Source organism: Pseudomonas fluorescens group sp. PF-1 (genome assembly GCF_054481335.1).
On sequence record NZ_JBTMNG010000001.1, the window covers coordinates 1,590,378 to 1,614,393 of the forward strand.

21 protein-coding genes and 4 tRNA genes are annotated in these 24,016 nt (G+C 59.0%); 15 read left to right on the forward strand and 10 right to left on the reverse strand.

Going from position 1 to position 24,016, the window contains the following annotated elements:
• Positions 1–35: 35 nt before the first annotated feature.
• From ACX3YD_RS07590 to ACX3YD_RS07600, 3 genes are all read right to left on the reverse strand, one after another.
• Complete coding sequence (locus tag ACX3YD_RS07590; protein WP_458959589.1) at positions 36–1,319, reverse strand: OmpP1/FadL family transporter; 1,284 nt, start codon at positions 1,317–1,319, stop codon at positions 36–38.
• A gap of 146 nt (positions 1,320–1,465) precedes the next feature.
• The gene (locus ACX3YD_RS07595) at positions 1,466–1,948 is read right to left on the reverse strand and encodes a hypothetical protein (RefSeq protein ID WP_103402548.1); all 483 of its coding nucleotides are present in this window, start codon (positions 1,946–1,948) and stop codon (positions 1,466–1,468) included.
• A 275-nt stretch (positions 1,949–2,223) separates the two neighbouring features.
• Positions 2,224–2,448, reverse strand: coding sequence for a hypothetical protein (locus ACX3YD_RS07600; protein ID WP_003214941.1), 225 nt, complete (start codon positions 2,446–2,448; stop codon positions 2,224–2,226).
• Positions 2,449–3,445: 997 nt separating this feature from the next.
• Here ACX3YD_RS07600 and ACX3YD_RS07605 point away from each other — a divergent pair.
• The gene (locus ACX3YD_RS07605) at positions 3,446–3,769 is read left to right on the forward strand and encodes an SEL1-like repeat protein (RefSeq protein ID WP_081997930.1); all 324 of its coding nucleotides are present in this window, start codon (positions 3,446–3,448) and stop codon (positions 3,767–3,769) included.
• A 61-nt stretch (positions 3,770–3,830) separates the two neighbouring features.
• On the forward strand, positions 3,831–5,309 hold the full coding sequence (locus ACX3YD_RS07610; RefSeq protein ID WP_047531775.1) for a DNA recombination protein RmuC: 1,479 nt from the start codon (positions 3,831–3,833) through the stop codon (positions 5,307–5,309).
• 106 nt (positions 5,310–5,415) lie between these two features.
• On the opposite strand, the gene ACX3YD_RS07615 is transcribed toward ACX3YD_RS07610, so the two are convergent.
• Both ACX3YD_RS07615 and ACX3YD_RS07620 read right to left on the reverse strand, forming a co-directional pair.
• Positions 5,416–8,886 carry a hybrid sensor histidine kinase/response regulator gene (locus ACX3YD_RS07615; RefSeq protein WP_458959590.1) on the reverse strand — a complete coding sequence of 1,157 codons (3,471 nt, stop codon included), beginning with the start codon at positions 8,884–8,886 and terminating at the stop codon, positions 5,416–5,418.
• A gap of 185 nt (positions 8,887–9,071) precedes the next feature.
• The gene (locus ACX3YD_RS07620) at positions 9,072–9,608 is read right to left on the reverse strand and encodes a TetR/AcrR family transcriptional regulator (protein WP_458959591.1); all 537 of its coding nucleotides are present in this window, start codon (positions 9,606–9,608) and stop codon (positions 9,072–9,074) included.
• Positions 9,609–9,762: 154 nt separating this feature from the next.
• On the opposite strand from ACX3YD_RS07620, the gene ACX3YD_RS07625 reads away from it, so the two are divergent.
• From ACX3YD_RS07625 to ACX3YD_RS07640, 4 genes are all read left to right on the forward strand, one after another.
• Entirely contained in the window at positions 9,763–10,959 is a 1,197-nt protein-coding gene (locus ACX3YD_RS07625; RefSeq protein ID WP_458959592.1) for an MFS transporter, read from the forward strand.
• 44 nt (positions 10,960–11,003) lie between these two features.
• Complete coding sequence (locus tag ACX3YD_RS07630; protein ID WP_047538961.1) at positions 11,004–11,315, forward strand: cupin domain-containing protein; 312 nt, start codon at positions 11,004–11,006, stop codon at positions 11,313–11,315.
• A gap of 105 nt (positions 11,316–11,420) precedes the next feature.
• Positions 11,421–12,572 carry a TDT family transporter gene (locus ACX3YD_RS07635; protein ID WP_458959593.1) on the forward strand — a complete coding sequence of 384 codons (1,152 nt, stop codon included), beginning with the start codon at positions 11,421–11,423 and terminating at the stop codon, positions 12,570–12,572.
• A gap of 94 nt (positions 12,573–12,666) precedes the next feature.
• Complete coding sequence (locus tag ACX3YD_RS07640; RefSeq protein ID WP_458959594.1) at positions 12,667–14,541, forward strand: MFS transporter; 1,875 nt, start codon at positions 12,667–12,669, stop codon at positions 14,539–14,541.
• Between the two features lie 123 nt (positions 14,542–14,664).
• Here ACX3YD_RS07640 and sugE read toward each other — a convergent pair whose 3' ends face one another.
• The 3 genes from sugE to rdgC form a co-directional block, all read right to left on the reverse strand.
• Entirely contained in the window at positions 14,665–14,979 is a 315-nt protein-coding gene (sugE, locus tag ACX3YD_RS07645; RefSeq protein WP_090324109.1) for a quaternary ammonium compound efflux SMR transporter SugE, read from the reverse strand.
• Positions 14,980–15,098: 119 nt separating this feature from the next.
• Positions 15,099–16,064 (reverse strand): bile acid:sodium symporter family protein, encoded by a 966-nt coding sequence (locus ACX3YD_RS07650; protein WP_103402555.1) that lies wholly within the window; start codon positions 16,062–16,064, stop codon positions 15,099–15,101.
• An 82-nt stretch (positions 16,065–16,146) separates the two neighbouring features.
• On the reverse strand, positions 16,147–17,067 hold the full coding sequence (rdgC, locus tag ACX3YD_RS07655; protein ID WP_458959595.1) for a recombination-associated protein RdgC: 921 nt from the start codon (positions 17,065–17,067) through the stop codon (positions 16,147–16,149).
• A 160-nt stretch (positions 17,068–17,227) separates the two neighbouring features.
• Between rdgC and ACX3YD_RS07660 the strand changes: the two genes are divergently transcribed.
• The 4 genes from ACX3YD_RS07660 (at position 17,228) to ACX3YD_RS07675 (ending at position 17,766) form a co-directional block, all read left to right on the forward strand.
• A tRNA-Val gene (locus ACX3YD_RS07660) sits at positions 17,228–17,303 on the forward strand.
• A 19-nt stretch (positions 17,304–17,322) separates the two neighbouring features.
• Positions 17,323–17,399 (forward strand) — tRNA-Asp (locus ACX3YD_RS07665).
• 199 nt (positions 17,400–17,598) lie between these two features.
• A tRNA-Val gene (locus ACX3YD_RS07670) sits at positions 17,599–17,674 on the forward strand.
• Positions 17,675–17,689: 15 nt separating this feature from the next.
• A tRNA-Asp gene (locus ACX3YD_RS07675) sits at positions 17,690–17,766 on the forward strand.
• A gap of 223 nt (positions 17,767–17,989) precedes the next feature.
• Here ACX3YD_RS07675 and ACX3YD_RS07680 read toward each other — a convergent pair.
• Both ACX3YD_RS07680 and ACX3YD_RS07685 read right to left on the reverse strand, forming a co-directional pair.
• Positions 17,990–19,126 (reverse strand): catalase family protein, encoded by a 1,137-nt coding sequence (locus ACX3YD_RS07680; protein WP_458959596.1) that lies wholly within the window; start codon positions 19,124–19,126, stop codon positions 17,990–17,992.
• Between the two features lie 28 nt (positions 19,127–19,154).
• Positions 19,155–20,957, reverse strand: a complete 1,803-nt coding sequence (locus ACX3YD_RS07685) for a di-heme-cytochrome C peroxidase (RefSeq protein WP_458959597.1) — start codon at positions 20,955–20,957, stop codon at positions 19,155–19,157.
• Between the two features lie 268 nt (positions 20,958–21,225).
• Between ACX3YD_RS07685 and ACX3YD_RS07690 the strand changes: the two genes are divergently transcribed.
• The 5 genes from ACX3YD_RS07690 to ACX3YD_RS07710 all read left to right on the forward strand — a co-directional run bounded on the left by ACX3YD_RS07690 (position 21,226) and on the right by ACX3YD_RS07710 (position 23,916).
• On the forward strand, positions 21,226–21,939 hold the full coding sequence (locus ACX3YD_RS07690; protein WP_047531749.1) for an FKBP-type peptidyl-prolyl cis-trans isomerase: 714 nt from the start codon (positions 21,226–21,228) through the stop codon (positions 21,937–21,939).
• 289 nt (positions 21,940–22,228) lie between these two features.
• The gene (locus ACX3YD_RS07695; RefSeq protein ID WP_103402561.1) at positions 22,229–22,684 is read left to right on the forward strand and encodes a YkvA family protein; all 456 of its coding nucleotides are present in this window, start codon (positions 22,229–22,231) and stop codon (positions 22,682–22,684) included.
• Between the two features lie 114 nt (positions 22,685–22,798).
• The gene (locus ACX3YD_RS07700; protein WP_047531735.1) at positions 22,799–23,140 is read left to right on the forward strand and encodes a helix-turn-helix domain-containing protein; all 342 of its coding nucleotides are present in this window, start codon (positions 22,799–22,801) and stop codon (positions 23,138–23,140) included.
• Positions 23,137–23,508: a hypothetical protein gene (locus ACX3YD_RS07705; RefSeq protein WP_003223109.1), complete on the forward strand. Its 372-nt coding sequence runs from the start codon at positions 23,137–23,139 to the stop codon at positions 23,506–23,508. The genes ACX3YD_RS07700 and ACX3YD_RS07705 overlap by 4 nt, the downstream gene beginning before the upstream one ends.
• Positions 23,509–23,916 (forward strand): SEL1-like repeat protein, encoded by a 408-nt coding sequence (locus ACX3YD_RS07710; protein ID WP_047531724.1) that lies wholly within the window; start codon positions 23,509–23,511, stop codon positions 23,914–23,916.
• The last annotated feature ends 100 nt before the right edge of the window (positions 23,917–24,016 follow it).

The following is a 24,016-nucleotide window of genomic DNA, read 5'->3' on the forward strand; positions in this document are numbered from 1 at the left end:
TCAGGTGGCAAGCGGTTCAGGCCCGCCGTGAATCATCAGAAGCGGTAGGTTGCACCGACACCGAAACCGTTTGCACTGTTTTCGTACTTGGCGTTGTAGGACTGACCCAAAGCGTTAGCGCGTTTGACAGTGACAGATTCTTCCTTGAGGTAGGAGTAAGCCACATCAATGGTCCAGTCGTCGGTTGGGTTGAAGCCTGCACCGATGCTGAAAATCGTCCGGTCACCGGTAGGAATGCGTGGCGAACGATCAGTGTTGTTGGTGGGCGACTGGTCAAAGGAGAGACCGGTACGCAGTACCCACTGCTTGTTCAACTGGTAGGAAGTACCCACGGCGTACGCCCAGGTGTCATGCCAGTTCTGCTCTTCCTTGATGGTGCCAAGGATTTGTGGGGCGAGGGCACCACCGCTTTGTGCGGTTACGCCGTCGTTGTTGACCGTGATGTCTTTCAGGCGGCTCCAGCGAGTCCAGGTCGCACCGGCATAGAGCTTCCAGGCATCATTCATGTCTTGAGTCACGGAAAGGTCATAGGACTCAGGTGTTTCGAGCTTCAGCGAGGCATCGTAACGGTTGGATCGGAGTACCTGAGGTGGCACGCCAGCACTGGCAGTCACATCGGTGTGGCCGTCAAGCTTGTAGTTCACTTTCGAGTGATAGGTCAGGCCCACGCGAGTGGTGTCGGTAGCTTGCACCAGAACGCCGACGTTGAAGCCCAAGGCCGTATCGTCGCCCTTGATCTCCACATTGTTGTCGCCAGTCGTCCGGGGGATAGTAATGTCCGATTCCAGGGTGCCGGTAATCCGGTTGATGGTAGGGCCAAAACCGATCGACACCTTGTCGTTGAACGCGTAACTGACGGTTGGTTGCAGAGTGACGACTTTGACTTCGCTCTTGCTGCCGAAAGCGCGGCCCTGAAAGCCGTTTTCGTAGTTGGTAATCAGCCCGAACGGAGCGTAGACACCAAAACCGACAGCCCATTCATCGTTGAGTTTATTTGTATAGAAACCCATCGGTACTGAAGTGAACGGAACCATATCGCCTTTGTTGGTTCCGCTTGAACGGCCGCTGGTATCGCTGATATCGGTCGAGGCGTCGATCGCGGCGATACCGCCGGTGATTTGCTGGCCTTTGAGGCGGGCCATACCGGCAGGGTTGCCAAAAACTGTACTTGCATCTTCGGCAGAAGAAGAGCGCCCGGCATAACCAGTACCCATTCCGCTGATGCTTTGTTCGTTGAGGGCAAAGCCGCTTGCGAAGATTTGGGTGGATGCCAAGGCAACGGCGAGGCTAATGGTGGTTTTGAGCATTACTTTTTTCATTATTAGAACTCCTGGAGATCACCGGGGCGGAAATTACCAACATTTTCGTCCGGGCGCCATAGGCTGTATCGCTTGATTTAGAGCGGTTTTGTAGGACAATCCGACCAGATTCGCGACCAGATGGGCGATTTTTGGATCCAGGGTGATCAGCAGGCCACTTGATTCAGCGGTGAAACACAGGTCTGCCACGCGTAGGTGAAGTCTCTCAGGCGCCCTTGGGGGTGGAAGGTCTGGCGCCAGATTCGCGCCATTCCCAGCAGGTCGTCGGCTTCAGGGAGGGGAGTGTTTTGTTCTTCGACCAGCAGCCAGGCGATGGCTGTGGCGTAACGCAGGTTGACGGTCAATTCGAGGTGCGGGCCGCTGAGGAAAGCATGTTGGCTGGCCAGGCCCCGGACCAGGCTGGCGCGTTCGGGATCGAGTGCCAGATAGTGGTCCCAGAGTGCCTGATGACGGGGTTCGGCGATTCGGTAGAGGCCGTGTCCACGGCGGTCATGCAGGGCGGAACCCAGGGCCGACTGGCTGGCGGCAATGCCCACCAACAGAGATTCGGCAATTGCGCTATGGCGTCCAAGGTAGATCAATGTCGGGCGGATCACATAGCGGCACAGTTCGCTGGCAGCGATACCCATAAAACCCTCGAAACTCGAAATGGGCGGCGATACCTGAAAGGCCTTGGCAGCGGTGGATCGACTCAGGCTCGCCGGAAGCGGAACAAGCCGCTTGAGTTGAAGTGTAGTGTCATATTCGCGACGTAAAGGCCTGTTTTTAAAATATTTACGGCTGCGAGTTATAACCGTTATATCGGTTAGTGCTTAATCGGTATTCACGTCAGGTGAAATGTCGAGCAACAAAAAGCCCCGCGTTTTGTGTGCGGGGCTTTTGGTGTTTCAGCCTTGCTGGCGTCTCAGGCAACCAGTGCCTGACGGGTACGATCGATCACAGCCTGCAGCGGTTCGGCGCTGGAGTACTGATCCGGATACAGGCGTTCGCTATGACGGGCGATGCCGTGTTCGTTGACCAGCGTGAAGCTGAAACAGCCTTTGCGAGCGGCCATGATCAGGCAGTTCATTGGTGCAAAAGCGTTGGTTAGGGTGCGAATGGCATCCTGGGTATGGATTTGAGTAGACATAGTCATTGGTGTTCCTACAAGCGACACGGATAAGAACCGTGCAAAATTAAAACGTTCCAGTGACGACAACCACCATTGGTCGAACGAAGAACCCGACTGGAACAAAGCAGCCAGTTTGAAGCGCTGATAAATTGGCGCGCTTGGGCTGGCAGGTAGGTACTTAGGAGGGCAGGCAACACATCAAGGGCAAAGGTTCTGGGCCCGGGGTGAAGATCCTGATCAATTTGCAGGTTGGTTCGGTCAGAGTAAATGAGCCTGGCAACACCCTTTGCTTACGATTCAAAGGCTGTGTTGGCGCAAGAGTTACCTGGAAACCATCGAGGTGGTCGATCCCGCTTGTTCGGTGGAGGCTTCGTTTGGGAAGGCTGTCCGGGGGGATTTGTTCGACCAGAATTGACTTTCAGCTTGGTACTAACGCCGCGGATACTAACTGATTGAATGGGCGAAGGGAAGTGTGATAGCAAAAAAGATTGAGGGCGACGTTCAATACCGTTCCCGCAGGACGTTGGATCGGTGCTGATACCCTCCAGGTACGCCCTGAAACAGCCTGCAATCCGACCGGCGGCGGTGGAAATCCAACCAGTCAGAACCCGCCCTGGTCATGGAATTGTCACAGTTTATCCCCAACTTCGCTGACAAAACGTGCCGAAAGAGCGCGCTGATATAACCGTCAATAAGGTACTTGTGCACATAAGTTGCGCAGTCTGTCACTTCACTGTCATCCAGCCTTCAATCGCAGTGGGTGCCTGTAACCAAAATTTAAGTCAATGAAAAACATCGCTTTTTTTTACTGGTGAAAAAATCGTCAGTTTGACTGCGAGCCCCATTCCATAGGGCTTTGCGAGAGTTCAGGGGCGGTTGTCCACTGAGTTATCCACAGCTTCTGTGGATTGTCCCTAGCGCTTGCTCTAGGACGGGCGTGCTGCGTTTTTTCGACTTTACCTGTAAGAAAAAAAGAGTAGAGTGGCGCGCCTTCCGATCTGCCCCACAGTGCTTTATGAAGTTTCGTTCACATTCCATTTCCTCTCCCGCCAAACCTTCCATTGTTGTCCCACCCAAGCGCTTTTCGATGCGTGTGGCCGAGTGGTTATTGGATAGCCCACGCCTGGGCGAAAACCCCAACGTCAAACACATTGCCGGGCGTTTGCTCAAGCAGCCGGCGCGTGAGGGTGTCGTGGCCGCGCAAAGCCGCCTCGGTCAACTGATGTGTCGGGAGTGTGGTAATGCCCGGGATCGACGGATTGGCCAGGACCTGTTGCGCCAAGCCGCGCGTGCCGGTGATTTGCGCGCGCAAAGGGAACTGGGGCTGATTGAAGACTGAGCTGTCCAAGACCTGACGCCTTGGTTAACCTTCAAGCTTTATTTCAATGGCAGGAATGGCTATGGCTATGGACTTGACCAGCGCATTGCTCGGTCTGGCGGGCGCTGCACTGCCGCTGCTGGTGTTGGCCTGGCAACTGCAACGACGAGCGGGCACCGCACAGGCAGAAGTGGCGCTATTGGAAGAGCGCCTGTCCACGGCGAATCTGGCTCAGGATGGCTTGAACGCCCAACTTGAAGCCTGTCGCGATGAAATCGCGGATCTTGGCCAGGCCAACTCCGCCAAGCAGGCCGACCTTGCCGCCGTGCGCCGTGAAGTCGAACTGCTGCAGATCGAACGTGACGATGCCCGCGATGCCGCTCACGCCTGGAATATCGAACGCGCCGGAAAAGACGCCGAACTGCGTCGTCTGGATGCCTTGGCCGCCTCGCTCAACGCAGAGCTGCGCGAACAGCAGGAGAGCCATCAGCAGCGCCTCAATGACTTGCAAGGCTCGCGAGACGAGCTTCGGGCGCAGTTCGCCGAGTTGGCGGGGAAAATCTTCGATGAGCGTGAACAGCGTTTTGCCGAAACCAGTCAACAGCGCCTGGGGCAATTGCTCGACCCACTGAAGGAACGCATCCAGTCCTTTGAAAAACGCGTCGAAGAGAGCTACCAGGCTGAAGCCCGGGAGCGCTTCTCGCTGGCCAAAGAGCTGGAGCGTCTGCAACAACTCAATCTGCGACTGAGTGACGAAGCCACCAACCTGACCCGCGCATTGAAAGGGCAGAAAACCCAGGGTAACTGGGGCGAACTGATCCTCGAGCGAGTGCTCGAACATGCCGGGCTGGAAAAAGGGCGCGAGTATCAGACCCAGGTCAATCTCAAGGGCCCGGACGGCGAGCGCTTCCAGCCGGACGTCATCATTTACCTGCCGGGCGACAAGCAAGTGGTGGTCGACTCCAAGGTCAGCCTCACGGCGTATCAGCAGTACGTTGCCGCAGAAGACGAGGCCATCGGCCAGATCGCCATCAAGCAACACGTCCTGTCCCTGCGCAATCACGTTAAAGGTTTGGCCGGGAAGGACTACAAACGTCTCGACGGCCTGCACAGCCTGGATTTCGTATTGTTGTTCGTGCCGATCGAAGCGGCCTTTTCCGCGGCGCTGCAGGCTGAGCCGACGCTGTTTCAAGAAGCGTTCGACCGCAATATCGTGATCGTCAGCCCGACCACTTTGCTGGCGACGCTGCGCGTCATCGACAGCCTGTGGAAACAGGAGCGTCAAAGCCAGAATGCGCGGGAAATCGCCGAGCGAGCCGGGTGGCTGTACGACAAGTTCGTGTTGTTTATCCAGGATCTGGATGAGGTCGGCAATCGCCTGCAGCAACTGGACAAGGCTTACAGCTCGGCGCGCAACAAGCTGACAGAGGGACGCGGCAATCTGGTCAGCCGCAGTGAACAACTGAAGTTGCTGGGGGCGAGGGCGAGCAAGAGCCTGCCAGCCGATTTGCTCGAGCGGGCGATGACCGATGTGGACGGGTTGGTCGAATTGCCAGAGTAGCCAGACAGCATCGCGAGAAGGCTCGCTCCCACAGGGAATGCGTTCGAATGGGGGAGCGAGCCTGCTCGCGATAGCGATGGGCGCGCACCATCGCGCCCGCCAAACACTACAACGGCAAATACCGGCTCAACAACGCCCGCAATGCCGCCGGCTTCACTGGTTTGGCCAGGTAATCCAGTCCCGCCGCATGCACCTGGGCCATCGTTTCCTGTCGCCCATCGGCACTGATCACCACGCCCGGCACAGGCTCGCCCAATCGGGTGCGCAGCCAGGCCATCAACTCCGTGCCGGTTTCGCCGTGGTCGAGGTGGTAGTCCACCAACGCCAGTTGCGGACGTACCCCTTCATCGAGCAATGCCACGCACTCATCGCGATTGCGTGCAGTCCAGACCTGACAACCCCAACGGGTCAGCAGGCTGTTCATGCCGATCAGGATGCTGTCCTCGTTATCGATGCACAGCACCTGCGCGCCACTGAGCAATTTGCCGTTGAGTTCCGCAGGCTTGGCCGGCTGCGCGGTTTGCGCCCTGGCCAGCGGGACGCTGACGCTGAAAACGCTGCCGTGCCCCGGCCAGGAGCGAACGCGCAGGGTGTGTCCTAGTACGCGGCACAAGCCGTCGGCAATGGCGAGGCCTAACCCCAGGCCTTTCTCGGCGCTGGTCTGATGACTGTCGAGGCGTTTGAACTCCTCGAAAATCACCTGCTGTTTATCTTCAGGAATGCCGGGCCCACGGTCCCACACCTCCAGACACAACTCGCCCTTGTGCCGGCGGACCCCCAGGAGCACCGGGCCCTTGGCATAGCGGAAAGCGTTGGTCAGGAAGTTCTGCAGGATTCGGCGCAATAGTTTGATATCGCTGTCGATGCGCAGCTTGCTGCTCCGGACGCGAAACTCGAGCCCTTGTTCCCGCGCCAGCGCCTTGAATTCGGCGCCGAGTGTGTCAAACAACTCGTTGAGCGCGAACGGCTTGGGGTTTGGATTGATCTTGCCGTTTTCGAGGCGGGAAATATCCAGCAAATCGCTGATCAGCTCTTCGGCCGAACGCAGTGAGCTATCGAGGTGCTGGACCAGTTTCTGCGCCTCGTCGGACAGGCCGTCTTCCTGATGGGACAGGGCGGCGGAGAACAGCCGCGCCGCGTTCAACGGTTGCATCAAGTCATGGCTGACGGCGGCCAGGAAACGGGTTTTCGACTGGTTGGCCGCCTCGGCGTTGCCCTTGGCTTCGGTCAGGGCCACGTTGAGCTGCGACAGTTCGTGGGTGCGTTCGGTGACCCGTCGCTCCAGACCTTCGTTGGCTTCGGTCAGCGCCTGTTCGGCTTCGCGGAACGCGGTGATGTCGGTGAAACTCATGACGAAACCACCGCCAGGCATCGGGTTGCCGATCAGCTCGATCACCCGGCCATTGGGAAACAATCGCTCGGAAGTGTGCGCGCGGCCCTGACGCATCCAGTGCAGGCGGCGGGCGACGTGCACTTCGGCTTCGCCGGGGCCGCACAGGCCGCGCTCGGCGTTGTAGCGAATGATGTCGGCAATCGGTCGACCGACGCTGATCAGGCCATCCGGGTAGTTGAACAACTCGAGGTAGCGCCGGTTCCAGGCCACCAGTTTCAGCGACTGGTTGACCACACTGATGCCCTGGGTGATGTTTTCGATCGCCCCTTGCAGCAGCGCGCGATTGAACTGCAGCACCTCGGAGGCTTCGTCGGCGATGCGCACGACGTCTTCGAGTTGCATTTCCCGACCTTCGATGGCGGCTTTTACCACGGCGCGCGTCGACGAGGCCCCCAGCACACCTGCCAGCAAGCGTTCAGTGTGGGCGATCCAATCACTGTCGGCGTTCTGGTTCGGATTGAAGCCTTTGCCCTGGCGGTAGGCAAACCGGATGAAGCTCTGGCGGGCGCGTTCTTCACCGACGAAACGTGCCGCCAGTTGCAGCAAATCGTCGATCTGCACGGCCAGCATCGAGCGTGCGCTGGGGCGGGCGCTGATTTCCTGGCCAATGAAGCGACCGGCCTGCCAGTGTTCCGAGACCCGTGTGCGTGACAGTACCGAGACCCAGGCGAATAGGGTGAAATTACCGGCAAGGGACAGCACCACACCCTGGGTCAGTGGCGTGATAGGCAAGTGCAGCGGGTTGCTGTGCAACCACGCCAGCCCCGGAAAACTGCTCAACGACCAGCCCAGGCTAAGGGCGGCAATCGGCAGGATCAGGGTGTAGAACCACAGGAAGGTCCCGGCAGCGAGGCCGGCGAACACGCCGCGGCGGTTGGCCTGTTTCCAGTACAACGCGCCCAGCATGGCCGGCGCCAGTTGGGTCACTGCGGCGAACGCGATCTGGCCGATGGTCGCCAGGCTCGCGGTCGAGCCGAGCAAGCGATAGCTGACGTACGCCAGCAGCAAAATGGCGACGATGCTCACCCGGCGTACCGAGAGCATCCACTGGCGGAACACTTCGAACGGGCGCTCGGCGTTGTTGCGGCGTAGCAGCCACGGCAACAGCATGTCGTTGGAGACCATGGTCGACAGTGCCACGCTGGCCACGATCACCATGCCGGTCGCCGCCGATGCCCCCCCGATGAACGCCAGCAGGGCCAAGGCGGGATGCGCTTGGGCCAGTGGCAGGCTAATGACGAAGGAGTCCGGCAGTACCGAGCTCGGCAACAGCATCTGACCCGCCAGCGCAATGGGCACGACGAACAGCGCCGCCAATGCCAGGTAGGCCGGGAATACCCATTTGGCCAGGCGCAAGTCCTGAGGGTCGATGTTTTCCACGACGGTCACATGGAACTGCCTTGGCAGGCAGATAATCGCCATCATCGCCACGCCAGTCTGGACCACCATCGATGGCCAGTTGACGGTTTCCTTCCAGTATTCCTCGAGGCGCGGGGCGAGCATGGCCTGGTCGAACAGGTCATCGAAACCGTCATACAGGCCGTAGGTCACATACGCGCCGACCGCCAGAAAAGCGAACAGCTTCACCAGCGATTCGAATGCGATGGCCAGCACCATGCCGCGATGGTGTTCCGTGGCATCCAGGTTGCGGGTACCGAAGACGATGGTGAACAGGGCCAGCACCAGCGACACGATCAACGCGGTGTCCTGTGCTCGAACGCCCATGGCATCGGCACCGGCACCGATCAGCAGGTTCACCCCGAGCACGATGCCCTTGAGTTGCAGGGCGATGTAGGGCAACACGCCGACCAGGCAGATCAACGCCACCACCACCGCCAGCGATTGGGATTTGCCATAGCGGGCGGCGATGAAGTCGGCAATCGAAGTGATGTTCTCCTGCTTGCTGATCATCACCATTTTTTGCAGCACCCACGGTGCGCCGACCAGCAGCAGGATCGGCCCGAGGTAGATCGGCAGGAATGACCAAAGCTGTTCAGCGGCCTGGCCCACTGCGCCAAAGAAGGTCCAGCTGGTGCAATAGACAGCGAGGGACAGGCTGTACACCCAGGCACGCACGCGCGGCGGCAGCGGCGCGCTGCGACGGTCACCGTAAAAGGCGATGGCGAACATGATGGCCATATAGGCCAGGGCAACGGCGGCAATCAGCCCGCTGGACAACGACATGGGAACTCCCGACAACCAAAGACACTCGGGCCGTCCCGCCCGGACAGACAGTCTCGCACGATGGCCGGGGTTAGTCAGTGTCGACCAAGGTCGTGGCGCGGCGGGGTGCCGCAGGGTGAGGGAGGGGTAGCCAGTTTTTTGTGGTGCGTGCCGGCCCCATCGCGAGCTTGCTCGCGATGGCGACCTTACTGGCTCAACGCAATGTCGATCAGTTGATGCAATTCCTCGACCTGCAGCGGTGCCTCGGAGAACAGAATGCGAAACACGATGGGCGCAGCCACCATGTTGATCAGCCGGTCGACGCTGGGGCGGGGCTGATCCGGGTAGCGATCCAGAATTGTCTGTAGCTGCCCGCCAATGATCGTCGCGCAATAGCTCGGCTTGAGGCTCGACTGCACGTCGCGCAGCATGTTGCGGCCGGGGGCGGAGCTCATCTCGTCCAGGTACTGTTCTGCCCAGGCACGCACGTCGCCGGACAAGCTGCCGGTATTGGCCGACTCGGTTTCCGGTTGCAGGCGGGCGAGGGCGACGTCCGCCAGCAGCGCCGACAGATCTCCCCAACGCCGATAAATGGTCGAGGGCGTAACGCCCGCGCGCGCGGCGATCTGCGGCACGGTCACGCTGGCTCGATCCTGTTCTTCGAGCAGTTCGCGCACGGCCTTGTGAATGGATTCCTGCACCCGGGCGCTACGGCCGCCGGGACGTAAAGTCGGAGCTGTCATCACCTTTTTCCTGTCTCGCGTCGAAGCCTGCCAACCCGCAGTCGCCTCGATCCTGAAAAACCTGTTTCGGACCTTAACACAAAGAATTTGCTTTAAGAGCGAGGCGGTAGCACACTCCATAAAAGCAAAAAATTAGCTTTTGCGGAGCGTGCCCATGTCCAGTTCTCATTCAAACCGTGCAAGCCTGTGGTTCCTGGCAATCACTTTGCTCAGTTTTCTCGCCGCCTCCACGGCACCCACGCCGTTGTACCACCTGTACCAGGAGCAACTGCAGTTTTCGGCCGCCATCCTGACGCTTGTTTTTGCGGTGTACGCCCTCAGTCTGCTGGTCGCGTTGCTGACGGTGGGGTCGCTGTCGGACCACCTTGGACGCAAACCGGTCATTTTCACTGCGGTACTGCTGAACATTGTCGCGATGCTGCTGTTTATCCAGGCCGACAGCGTCGGTTGGCTGATCAGTGCACGTGTCCTGCAGGGCTTCGCCACCGGGATGGCGACGGCTGTGTTGAGTGCCACGCTGCTGGACACTGATCGCCAGCAGGGGCCGCTGATCAACAGCGTGGCACCCTTGATCGGCATGGCGCTGGGTGGCATGGGTTGCGGTTTGCTCGCCGAATTTGCCCCGGCTCCGTTGCACCTGACGTATTGGCTGCTGCTCGTGTTGTTTGTGATGCAGGCGTTGTATGTCTGGCGTTTGCCGGAAACTGTCTCGCGTCAGCCAGGGGCATGGGCGTCATTGCGGCCAACCCTGCACGTGCCGGTTCAGGCGCGCTCGACCTTGTGGCGGGTGCTGCCGCTCAATACCGCAACCTGGGCGCTCGGTGGTTTTTACGCCTCCCTGGCGCCTTCGTTGGTGCGCACCGCCACGGGCTCGACCTCGAACCTGATTGGCGGCGCGACCGTTGCCGTACTGACATTGACCGGTGCTTTGATGATTTTCATCCTGCGCAATTGGCCTGCCGGCAGGGCATTACAGTTGGGGGCCGGTTCGTTGGCAACGGGGGTTGCCCTGATTCTCCTGGGGGCGCACGGTGCCAGTCTGCCGCTGTTCTTCCTTGGCACGCTGGTCGCCGGTTGTGGCTTTGGAGCCGGTTTCCTGGGGGCTTTGCGTAGCGTCGTGCCGTTGGCTTTGCCCCATGAGCGCGCCGGTCTGATGTCGGCGTACTACGTGCTCAGTTACCTGGCCTTCTGCCTGCCGGCATTGCTGGCCGGTAACCTGGCCCGCACCTTTGGCCTGGTGGCGACCACCGAGGGTTATGGGGTCGTGCTGATCCTCCTGGCCTTGGGTGCATGGCTGGCGCACTGGCTTCGGCGCTCTTCCGGCGCTTGCAGCGATACTGGCCAGCCATAGGAAAACGGCATTTAATGCTGCCCATTCATTCGAAGGATCTGACCATGAAGATCATCCGCAGCAAATCGTTTACCGGCGAGCGTGCCTGGGCCGCGCTGGACATTGCCAACATGAACGGCATTACCACGCGCCTGCACTGGACTGATCAGCCCTATAAATGGCACATCAACGACGGCCAGGAAGTGTTTGTGGTGCTCGATGGGCAAGTGCAGATGCGCTACCGCGAAGAGGGGGTCGAGCGCGAGGCACTGCTGGAGGTCGGAGACATTTTTTATGCGTCGGTGGGCACTGAACACGTGGCACATCCCGTGGGGCCGGCGCGAATTCTGGTGATAGAAACAGAAGGCAGTGTCTGACGGATTATCTGTGAAATAGATAACTCATAGAGAAATTACCCGTTATATCGATATTCGATCTGGATCTATGATGAGTTCCACCTCGCCCGAGGACAGGATTTCACCATGACATGCCCCAACACCATCAAGCCCGGTATCAAGCCGTTCAGCCACCTGCAGCACCCGCGCGAAGTCATTCGCCAGTTCACTCCGAACTGGTTCGCCGCCACCATGGGCACCGGCGTGCTGGCGTTGGCGTTGGCACAATTGCCCGTCGCCAGTCCCGGTTTGCGCGCTCTCGCCGAAGCGCTCTGGCTGTTCAACATCGTTCTGTTCGCCTTGTTCACAGCCTTGTACGCGGCGCGCTGGGTGTTGTTTTTCGATGAGGCCCGGCGGATTTTTGGCCACTCCACGGTTTCGATGTTTTTCGGCACGATTCCCATGGGCCTGGCGACCATCATCAACGGTTTTCTGGTATTTGGCCTGCCGCGTTTTGGCGAAGGCGTGATCCAGGTGGCCGAAGCGTTGTGGTGGCTGGATGTGGCGATGTCTTTAGCGTGCGGCGTATTGATTCCCTACATGATGTTCACCCGCCAGGAACACAGCATCGACCAAATGACCGCGGTTTGGCTGTTGCCGGTGGTGGCGGCGGAAGTGGCGGCCGCCAGTGGTGGCCTGCTGGCGCCGCATCTGGTCGATGCCCACTCGCAACTGGTGGTGCTGGTGACCAGCTACGTGCTCTGGGCATTTTCCCTGCCCGTGGCGTTCAGCATTCTGACGATTCTGTTGCTGCGCATGGCGCTGCATAAACTGCCTCACGAAAACATGGCCGCTTCGAGTTGGCTGGCACTCGGGCCGATTGGTACGGGGGCGCTGGGCATGTTGCTATTGGGGGCCGATGCGCCGGTCATTTTTGCCGCCAACGGTTTGCCGGGTATCGGTGAGATCGCTGCCGGGCTGGGGCTGGTTGCCGGGATCACACTGTGGGGCTTTGGCCTGTGGTGGATGCTGATGGCTGTGCTGATCACTCTGCGCTATCTGCGCGCAGGCATCCCTTTCAACCTCGGCTGGTGGGGGTTCACCTTTCCGTTGGGCGTCTATTCCCTGGCAACGCTGAAACTGGCCAGCACCTTGCACCTGTCATTTTTCAGTGTCTTCGGTTGTGTGCTGGTGAGTTTGCTGGCCGTGATGTGGCTGATCGTCGCCAAACGCACCGTGCAGGGCGCCTGGCGCGGTGAGCTGTTTGTCTCGCCGTGCATAGCAGGATTGAAGAAATAACCGGCAAAGATTAGGTAATGTGTGGCCTGGATCGACGTGCGACATTCCAATAAATGTATCCACGCCACTCACACCTGAATCAGGGACACGGAAGATGAGTCATCCCTCACAGTTCACCTTGCTGCGCACACGGCGTTTCCTGCCGTTTTTCGTGACACAGTCCCTCGGGGCATTCAACGACAACATCTTCAAGCAGTCACTGATCCTCGCCATCCTCTACAAGTTGACCATCGAAGGTGATCGTTCGATCTGGGTCAATTTGTGTGCGCTGCTGTTCATTCTGCCGTTCTTTCTGTTTTCGGCACTGGCCGGGCAGTTCGGCGAGAAGTTCGCCAAGGATGCGCTCATCCGCCTGATCAAGCTCGGCGAAATCGTCATCATGGCGGTCGGCGCGGTGGGTTTCCTGTTCGATCATTTGTCGCTGATGCTGATAGCGCTGTTCGCCATGGGCACGCATTCGGCGCTGTTCGGGCCGGTGAAATACTCGATCCTGCCCCAGGCCTTGCGCGAAGAAGAGCTGGTGGGTGGCAACGGGCTGGTGGAAATGGGCACCTTCCTGGCGATCCTGGCCGGGACCATCGGCGCCGGGATCATGATGTCGTCCAGTCACTATGCGTCCATCGTTTCGATGGCCATCGTCGGTATTGCCGTCCTGGGTTACCTGGCCAGCCGCGGCATTCCACGGGCTGCCGCGACGTCGCCGCAGATGCACCTGAACTGGAACATTTTCAGCCAGTCCTGGGCCACCTTGAAGCTGGGCCTGGGGCAGACCCCGGCGGTGTCGCGCTCGATTGTCGGCAACTCATGGTTCTGGTTTGTCGGAGCGATCTATCTGACGCAAATCCCCGCCTATGCCAAGGAGTGGATGCACGGCGACGAGACTGTAGTGACGTTGATTCTGACAGTGTTCTCGGTGGGTATCGCACTGGGCTCGATGCTGTGTGAGAAATTGTCCGGACGCAAAGTCGAAATTGGCCTGGTGCCATTCGGCTCTTTCGGGTTGACCGTATTCGGCTTGTTGCTGTGGTGGCATTCCGGCGGGATTCCGGACAGCGTCGAGGGCCATGGCTGGCTCGAGATTCTCGGCTTTGGCCACACCTGGCTGGTATTGATCGACATCCTCGGCCTGGGGATTTTCGGCGGTTTCTACATCGTGCCGCTGTACGCGCTGATTCAGTCGCGCACCCCCGAGAACGAGCGGGCGCGGGTCATTGCCGCCAACAACATTCTCAATGCGCTGTTCATGGTGGTGTCGGCGATTGTCTCGATCGTCTTGTTGAGCCTGGTCAAATTGTCGATTCCACAGCTGTTCCTGGTGGTGTCGCTGCTGAACATCGGCGTCAATGCCTACATTTTCAAAATCGTTCCCGAATTCACCATGCGCTTCATGATCTGGCTGCTCAGCCATTCCATGTACCGCGTGGAGCATCGCAACCTGGATCTGATTCCCGATGAAGGCGCGGCCCTGCTGGTGTGCAACCACGTGTCGTTCGTCGATGCCTTGCTGATTGGTGGGGCGGTGCGTCGGCCGATTCGCTTCGTGATGTATTACAAAATCTACAACCTGCCGGTGTTGAATTTCATCTTTCGCACGGCCGGGACAATTCCGATCGCGGGGCGCCAGGAAGACATCCAGATCTATGAAAAGGCCTTCACGCGCATTGCGCAGTATCTGAAGGACGGCGAACTGGTGTGCATCTTCCCCGAGGGCAAACTGACCGCCGATGGCGAGCTCAACGAATTCAAGGGCGGATTGAAGCGGATTCTCGAAGAGACACCGGTGCCGGTGATTCCGTTGGCGTTGCAGGGTTTGTGGGGAAGTTTCTTCAGTCGCGATCCGAATAAAGGATTGTTTCGCCGATTGTGGTCGCGGGTGACGTTGGTGGCCGGGCCGGCGGTGGCAGTGGAGGTGGCGGAGCCGGCCAGATTGCAGCAGTTGGTGGGGGAGTTGCGCGGGGCCGTTAGATAAAAGTTGTTCGTGCGGGCCTCATCGCGGGCAAGCCCGCTCCCACAAGGATTGGTGATGTGCCTTCTGTGTTTGGCACAACACAAACCCTGTGGGAGCGGGCTTGCCCGCGATGGCGTCAGAGGCTTACGCGCTGACCTTGAGCCCAACCAGTCCGGTAATGATCAGCGCTACACTCGCCAGCCTCACCAGCGCCATGGACTCGCCAAACAGGATGATCCCGGCGATCACCGTGCCGACGGCACCCACACCGGTCCAGATCGCATAGGCCGTGCCCAGCGGCAGTTCCTTCATGGCAAGGCCCAACAAGCCAAGGCTGACGCCCATGGCTGCAACGGTCAGTGCGGTGGGGAGAGGGCGGCTGAAACCGTCGGTGTATTTCAGGCCGACTGCCCAGCCGACTTCGAACAGGCCGGCGAAAAACAGAATGATCCAGGACATCAAAGACCTCCATCGATTGACGGGGTCGTCCCCAGATTAATGACTCGATTGAGCCGCGAGGTCGTCCTCGCGTTGCGCAATATAGTGCCCAGCATTAACCGGGTGATCAAGTTCAGGCATCAGTCGATGGCTTGTTGAGCAGCGATTCTCCGGTCTTCTTTCTCACTCATGCGACGGAAATACGTCGAGAGCAACGCCCCGGAAATGTTGTGCCACACGCTGAACAATGCACTCGGCACCGCCGCCAGCGGCGAGAAGTGCGCACTGGCCAGGGCTGCCCCCAAACCTGAGTTCTGCATGCCGACTTCCAGCGCCAGTGACTTGCGCTGAGCCAATGGCAACTTGAACAGGCGCCCGGTGAAGTAGCCCAGCAGATAGCCGAAGCTGTTGTGCAGCATGACCACCGCCATGATCAGCAAGCCGGACTCGGCAATCTTCGCCTGGCTGGCGGCAACCACGGCTGTGACGATGATCACGATGCTGACCACCGACACCAGCGGCAACACGTCCACCGCGTGGCGAACCCGATCACCCAGCAGGCGCTGGGCAACGACGCCGAGCACGATCGGCAGCAGCACCACTTGCAGGATCGACCAGAACAGCTCCATGAACGACACCGGCAACCAGGCCGAGGCCAACAGCCAGATCAATGCCGGCGTCAGCAACGGGGCGAGGAGGGTGGTGACGGCGGCGATGGCCACCGACAGGGCCAGATCGCCGCGTGCCAGCCAGGTCATCACGTTCGACGAGGTGCCGCTTGGGCAGCAGCCGACCAGGATCACGCCGACGGCGATTTCGGGCGGCAGATGGAACGCCTGGCAGAGCAACCACGCCACGCCGGGCATGATCACGAAATGTGCGACCACGCCCAGGGCCACGCGCCAGGGATGGCGAGCGACTTCGGCGAAGTCTTCGAGCTTGAGGGTCAGGCCCATGCCAAACATCACCAGCCCCAGCAGCGGCACGATGGCGCCCTTGAGGCCGATGAACCATGCCGGTTGCAGAAACGCCACCACGGCGAAAACCAGTACCCAGTAAGCGAAGGTGTTGCCGACAAAACGACTCAACGCAGCCAGTGCGCGCATGGCCTGATCCTTATTATTAAGTAGCAGCACAAGACCCCTGTAGGAGCGAGCAAGCTCGCTCCCACAGTAAAACCACCAGGCTTTAGATCCCTTGCGGAGTCTCTTCGCCACCCAATGCCTCAACCAGCGCCGGCAGGAAGTCGCCGAAGGTGAGCATCATCAGGGTGAAGCTGGCATCCAGTTGGCCCAGGGCTTCGTCGCCACCGTCCTGTTCCGCCTGGTCTTGCAGCAGGTCTTCGAACTTCAGGCGCTTGACCACCATCTTGTCGTCGAGGACGAAGGACAGCTTGTCCTGCCAGGCCAGCGACAGCTGAGTGACGACTTTGCCAGTGCTCAAGTGCAGCTGGATTTCTTCGCTGGTCAGGTCCTGACGCTTGCAACGCACGATACCGCCGTCTTCGTGGGTGTCGCGCAGTTCGCACTCGTCCAGCACAAAGAAATCGTCCGCGGCTTTCTGAGTGGTGACCCACTCGGTCATGGTCGCGGTCGGAGACATTTTTACCGTCAGCGGGCGCACCGGCAGGGTACCGATCACTTCACGCAGGGTGGACAGCAGGTCTTCGGCACGTTTCGGGCTGGCCGAGTTCACCAGGATCAGGCCCTGTTTCGGCGCGATGGCGGCGAAGGTCGAGGAGCGGCGGATAAAGGCGCGCGGCAGGAAGGCCTGGATGATTTCATCCTTGATCTGGTCGCGTTCCTTTTTATAGACCTTGCGCATTTGCTCGGCTTCGATCTCTTCGACCTTTTCCTTGACCGCGTCACGCACGACGCTGCCTGGCAGAATACGTTCTTCCTTGCGGGCGCTGATCAGCAGGAAGTCGCCACTGACGTGCACCAGCGGTGCATCTTCGCCCTTGCCGAATGGCGCGACGAAACCGTAGGTGGTCAACTCCTGGCTTGCACATGGACGCGCCAGTTTGGTGGCCAGTGCAGCTTCCAACGCCTCGGCATCAACAGGCAGATCTTGGGTCAGGCGATAGATAAGCAGGTTCTTGAACCACATGGGGTGAGTCTCTCCTTTATACAAAGGGAGGCATTATTGTCCTCGCGGTGCCATAGGCCAACCCTTCTCTAAGCCTTTGGAAGGCATGAAAAAATTAATTAAAAAAGTGCTTGCCAGAGGTAGGGTCGCTCCGTAGAATGCGCGCCACACCGAACGTGAAGGGTGATTAGCTCAGCTGGGAGAGCGTCTGCCTTACAAGCAGAATGTCGGCGGTTCGATCCCGTCATCACCCACCATTCGCATTCAGTGTTACGCGCAGCGGTAGTTCAGTCGGTTAGAATACCGGCCTGTCACGCCGGGGGTCGCGGGTTCGAGTCCCGTCCGCTGCGCCATATTCGGTAACCTGGAATACTGAACGCCAGGTCACCACGGAAAAGCCCGCTGATGCGGGCTTTTTTCTGCCCCTAGTTTGTATGTTGTTCCTGTGGGTTGCATCGTTTCACCGGTTTTTAGATTTTTTTGAAAAAAACATCAATTAAATCAACACTTTATAAAAACCTGTGGCATAATGTGTCCCGCAACGAAGGTAAAGGGTGATTAGCTCAGCTGGGAGAGCGTCTGCCTTACAAGCAGAATGTCGGCGGTTCGATCCCGTCATCACCCACCACTTTCAACGCTACGCGCAGCGGTAGTTCAGTCGGTTAGAATACCGGCCTGTCACGCCGGGGGTCGCGGGTTCGAGTCCCGTCCGCTGCGCCATATTCGGTAACCTGGAACACTGAACGCCAGGTCACCACAGAAAGCCCGCTCGATGCGGGCTTTTTGCTGTCTGGCATTTGGCTTTTCCTGCGGCGAATCTGCCCTTCGATGGTAAGAGCGAACTTGCTCGGGGCGGCGTTCCGACGATGGTCGTCAAGGATAACGCTGCAAATTTGCCCCCCCCTCCTTGGTGTTCTCGGGTTTTTCGCGAGCAGGCTCGCTCCTACTGTTCGGCGTTGCGGGCGTGTCGGTAATCGCTGACGGCTTCGTAAACGGCTTTGCGCAACCGATTGATGCCGCCGATAGGACGATGAGCCTCAAGCCCAAACCATGGGTTGAACGACTGATTGTCGCATTGCAGGTTCAGCGCAGGCGTGTCGAAGTCCTGTGCAGGCACGTTGATTCGTGCCACGGTCTGGAAGGGCGCATCGTTCTCGCTCCACTCAATGCTGGTGTCTTCGATCGGCATGTACTTGTTTGCGTCCTGGCGCTGAATCTGCAAGACGAAACACGCAGGTACCCGATCTGTCGACAGCTGTTGGTTCAGCGCATTGCGCAGGAAGTTCGGCAATTTCTGGTTTTGCGCAGGCAAGCTGTAGGGCGGGCAGCTTTGCGGGTCGGGCATTACACGAAACTTGGCGTTGGCTTCACCGAATTTGTAAGGCGAAACTGAAAAGTAGGTGGCCTGGGTCGGGCTCGGCGGCGCGGGTGACAGGGTCTTCAGTGCAATAAACAGGTGACGAATCTCCCAGGTGCGCGGGTCCCAACCCGGAAAAAAGGCCATGATTTTTTTGCCGTCTGCCTGTGCGGCGACGTTTTGACGATACTCGGCGACATCGCTGACGAAAAAGTTCGGGTGGTTGAACATCACGAAGTCCTGTTCGCTTCGATGTGTTTGATCGCTCAGCAGCTGTTTGCCCGGCACATCGAGCAGCTTGATCGCCATGCCCCGGGCATCGCGGATGCTGTCGAACTGCGGATAGGCATTGCCGTTGGACAGGCGCATCGTCGCTTGCCAGGTTTTGCCCGGTTCGCTGAACACACCCTGACGTAAATCGTTCGCCAGGTCCGGCAGCACTTTGACCTCGGCTTGCACGCAGCCGTGGGCCTTGGCATGAGCATCGCGCAGATAGCGGGTGTTATCGCGGTGCTGGTCGACGATGCGCACGGCGGTCTGGATGATGTCCTGAGTCATTGCCGCTTCGCCGTCCGGAATCAGCTCTTGCGCCGATACGGGGCCGCGGTGTTGCCAGGCAAACCACGCGGTGATCAGCGCCCAGCCAAGCAGCCCAAGACCCAGCAGCCAAAGCAGCGTCTTGCCGAGAAATGCGCCCAGGCGCAGCCAGAGGGTCATGAGCATGCAGAAATCCTTTTGCAAAGGGCGAGGGTCATGGCAATTGCGACTCAAGAGGGCCGCCCAGCACCTTGAGATACTCCAGCAGCGCCCAGCGCTCCTGTGGTTGCAACAGACGGCCGATCACGCCATTGCCAAGCTTGCCGGCGCGGAATTCGTGACCGCTGTTGTGGTTGCCGGTAATGCGCGTGTCAAACACAAAGCCATTGGTAAAGGCTTCGGTGCGATAGCCCAGGTGCTTCGGGTCGTACTCGAACGTGCCTTTGTAAAAGGTGGTTGAGCGTTCATCCTGAGGCGAGAGCAATTGATAAAGGCTTGGCACCGAGCCGTTGTGCAGGAACGGCGCTGTCGCCCAGACCCCCGCCAATGGCCGGGCCTTGTAGGCGCGTAACTCGCGAACACCGATCGGCAAGCCGAATCCATCCATTTCAGGTCGCTCGGCGGGTGTGATGCCGGCCTCGCGATAGGCCCGGTTTTCCACAAACGCTGTGACATAGGCCAGCCCTTTGGCCACCGACATCTGGCTCAGATCAAGGGGGGCTTCAGGTTTGGGTTCGACATCCAGTTGATCAAGCTCGGTTTGACTCCACTGCAGCGCCGTCAGGTCGAAGCGATGATTGGCAATGTTGTTGGCAGCACCGGGGTCGGTGCCGATGTATTCCACCGGGAGCATTTTCAAGTGTTGCACATATCGCCCTTGGCCTTGAGTCACCCGCGGTACGTGGCAGCCGGCGCAGTTTTCGCTGAACAGTGCGCGACCTTTTGCGGCCAAGGGTTTGTCGATGGGCCCCAACAGTTCTTCGGGCCAGGCGGGCGGTGCGAGCCGTTGCAGGGTTTCTTCGATCAGATGCAAATCACGCACCCGGACGCTGGAAGGGTAACGATCATCGCCCTTGAGCGGTTGCCGATTACGGTCGAAAAAATTCAGCGTGGCGCCTACACCCAAGGCTTCGCCGATATTGCGAGCCATGGGCTGCTGCGCCGAGCCGTTCCATTGCACCCAGTCGAATGTCCACATATCCCATAGCTGTGGATAGTCCACCGGGGCGTCGGCTACGCGATAATTTTCGGGGGTAATGGCATCGCCGAAACTGGCATTGGCGATGCGCCCGAAAGCATCCGTACGCCCCGGCCCTTCTTCAGTCGGGTAGAGCCCGCGATGGGTGTCGTTCCAGGCCACTTTCAGGAAAGTATCGAGCGAACCCTTGAATTCTTGGCGCAGTTGTTGGCGCCGGGCGTCGTAATCCTGCCCCAGCACCTGACGCGCGAAACGTTCGAATTTCCAGGGGTTGTAATAAGTCGCTGCCAGGCTCGCTACCAAGGCTTGTCCGAAACTGCCACCTTGTAGTGTAGGCACGCTGGAGGGCAGTACATGCTGCGCCGAACCGCCATCGATGCGCACGGCTTGGCCTTTTAAACGCAGTTCCCCGGTATGACAGGCGGCACAGGTAATATCCAGAAACGTATCCGCGCTTCCGGGATTTTGGTGCCGGGCAAAGCCCACCGGAAGATTTCCGGGGTTGTTCGGCGTGGGTTTCTGATTGGGATCGATCAAAAAGCCGAAGCGTGCGAGGTATTCAGGAGAGGCGAATCGTTGTTGCGAGAAGGGCAGCTCAAGCGCCGTGAACCAGTCGTAGTGCAGGCCTTTGACCTGCGTGCCCTGAGGTGTGAAATAGTAGGTCTGACGGTCGGTATCGCTCCATTGGTCGAGATAATGCACCTGTTGCGCAGGTGACCAGGCCGGCAGTTTCGGGTTGGCGACGTAGTACAGGACCACGGCCAGACACAGCCCGACCAGGATTAAGATCAGCATCAGCAAACGGAAGAAGAGGCGCAAGATAAACGTCCTTGTCGATTATTGTTCTTTTATGCCTCAGTGCCAGATCAGCGGCAAGTGGCCATTACGCCAGACATTGTGAGGTAGCAGAACGGCGTCTATGTGAGTCTGATGACGGAAGTTTCATCATCTACACTCCGAAAAGCGTTTAAACACCTGAACTTATCCAAAATTTCCGGCTCTCATGCCGGTAGCCATTGGTCGTGGCCGCCTGATAAGCTCGCGGCTTTACTCGATTGCCCTTTAGGCGCATGAACAAGGAAATAGCATGAAACAGCATCGGTTGGCGGCGGCGGTGGCCCTGGTTAGCCTGGTACTTGCGGGTTGCGACTCGCAGACCAGCGTAGAGCTGAAAACCCCGGCGCAAAAGGCTTCCTACGGCATTGGCCTGAACATGGGCAAGAGCCTGGCTCAGGAAGGCATGGATGACCTGGATTCCAAGGCCGTAGCCCAGGGCATCGAAGATGCCGTCGGCAAGAAAGAACAGAAACTGAAAGATGAAGAGCTGGTTGAAGCCTTCGCAGCGCTGCAAAAGCGTGCCGAAGAGCGTATGGCCAAGATGAGCGAAGAGTCGGCAGCCGCCGGCAAGAAATTCCTCGAAGAAAACGCCAAGAAAGCCGGCGTCGTGACAACCGCTTCGGGCTTGCAGTACGAAGTGGTCAAGAAAGCCGATGGCGCTCAGCCAAAGCCGACTGATGTAGTGACTGTCCACTACACCGGCAAGCTGACCAACGGCACCGTTTTCGACAGCTCCGTCGAGCGCGGCAGCCCGATCGATCTGCCGGTTAGTGGCGTGATTCCGGGTTGGGTTGAAGGCCTGCAACTGATGCACGTCGGTGAGAAGTACAAGCTGTACATTCCTAGCGAACTGGCTTACGGCGCACAAAGCCCAAGCCCGGCGATTCCGGCCAACTCGGTGCTGGTGTTCGACCTGGAACTGCTGGGGATCAAGGATCCGGCAAAAGAAGACGCTGCCAAGTAATCAGCGTCCGCTCTAACAACAACGCCTCGCTAATGCGGGGCGTTGTTGCATCTGGTGTGTGGCGCGGGTAAACAAAGCGAACAGATGCAGCAGGCTGCAGTCATAGACATTGTCGGAGCGGCGTTAACCTCGCCAGATCGCCAAGTCAATGAAATATTGGGTTTTTTTAGATGGGTAAAAAACGCCCGATCTGAGTTGGGCCCTTATGCAACGGGGCTTTCAGCCACGAAAAGCTGCTCTGTTCACAAGGTTATCCACAATTTGTGTGGATAACTACATGGGAGGCGTGATGAAAGCACCCTGGAATTTTGCTCGTTTCCTGCCATTGGCCGGACGACTGCTTGCTCGTGGACGTTTGCCGACCTTGCTGTTCGCGGTGGCTAGCAAAGGTGCCAGTCAAGGCAATCGGCTGGGCAAACTCAAGGATGATCTGGGCCTGTTGCAGGCACTCTGCCTGGCTTATTGGCGCGGTGAATATCGGGCTATCAGCCCTAAAGCGCTGGTGTCGGTCGTGGCGGGCCTGATGTATTTCCTCAGCCCGGTGGACGCGATTCCGGATTTCATTCCGGTATTCGGCATGCTGGATGACATCGCTGTACTGGCCTGGTTGATGAAAGTCCTCGATGACGAACTCAATGCTTTCCGCGAATGGCGTAAACGTCAAATGCCAGAGAAGCTTGCCGTGGTCGAACGCCTGCCCGATACCCCTGAACAACTTCAGCTTCAGGGGCCGAAAAAGAACTGAACTGATTCAATCTCAGCCGCAGATAGATACCCCCCGCGACCTTGGCCGCTGTTAGGATTACACTTCTAGGGAAAAGTGCCGACTCGCTAAGTGTTGTTGTCCTACGGGGTAGTCATGGATATTCAGATAATTACACGCGAAGGCGAGCCCGAATATGCGGTTCTGCCGTGGGCTCAGTATCAGGCTTTACTGAAAGCAGCAGGCATTAACGAAGCACCGTCGCGTCCGGCCGCAGCGCCGCTTGCGACAACCCAGGACCCGATTCTTCCAGGTCTTGATCAACTACGCAGTTTGCGCGAAGGGAAGGGCATCGCCATCGAGGCGCTGGCCCGCACGGTAGGCATCAGCCCGTCTTATCTGGCCATGATCGAAAGTGGCGAGCGTCTGCCCGACGCGGCCATCCGCCGAAGCCTGGCCTGGGAATTGACGGTGCCAGGGTGGAGGGATGAATCGTGAGCGTACGCATCAGTCGTCAACATTGGGACGGATTGCTGGGCGAGCTGGATCAGGCGCGCCGTCAGCGTCATCTATTGACCTATCGGGCATTGCTGGAGCGTTTGCAGCTTCCTACGCCCGCCATGCAAACCCTGACTGCCGCGCTCGAGCATCTGGCGGCACTGGATGCCAAAGCCGAACAACCGCTGCGCAGTTCGCTGGTGATCAGCCAGGGCGCCAGCCGCCTGCCACGCACCGGTTTCTTTGAATGCGTCGAGCGCCTCGGGCGATTTTCCGGGCCGTCCGATGGCGTGGCTGCCGCGTCTTGGCATGCCTCGGAAGTGGTGCGGGTGTTCGAGTACGAGTACCCCGAGTCGGCGGAGGCCTGAGTGTTTTTCCGACTCAAGGCGCAGGTCAGTTACTGGCTGGCACGCCGGCTTTTTCACTGGCAATGGTTCGTGCGACAGCCGCGTGGCTGGAGCTGGCTCGAAGGCCAGTTCGCCCGTATGGCTAACCTGGGCGATGTCGACGCTCAGAGCTTCTATGGCCACATCCTGACCTTTCGCGGCGTCGGTCTGGGCGCTCGCGAAGAGGGCATTCGCTTGCTGCGCCTGGCGGCATTGGCGGGTGATGGCAAAGCGGCGTATCAGGTCGGGGTGATCAGCCTCGCCGGGACGCCGAGCAAGGCGCCGGACCCGGCTGAAGCGGCGCGTTTCTGGAGCATTGCAGCGAAGGCCGGGCATCCATTGGCCGAGCTCAAGCTTAAAGAGCTGGCGGCTCGAGATGACGGGCTATAGCCCAAAATCGTGTTGTTCCGGCGGGCGGCATCGCGAGCAAGCTCGGTCCCGCAGTGGATCTGTTGAGGGCCCGCCTTTCATGTGGGAGCGAGCCTGCTCG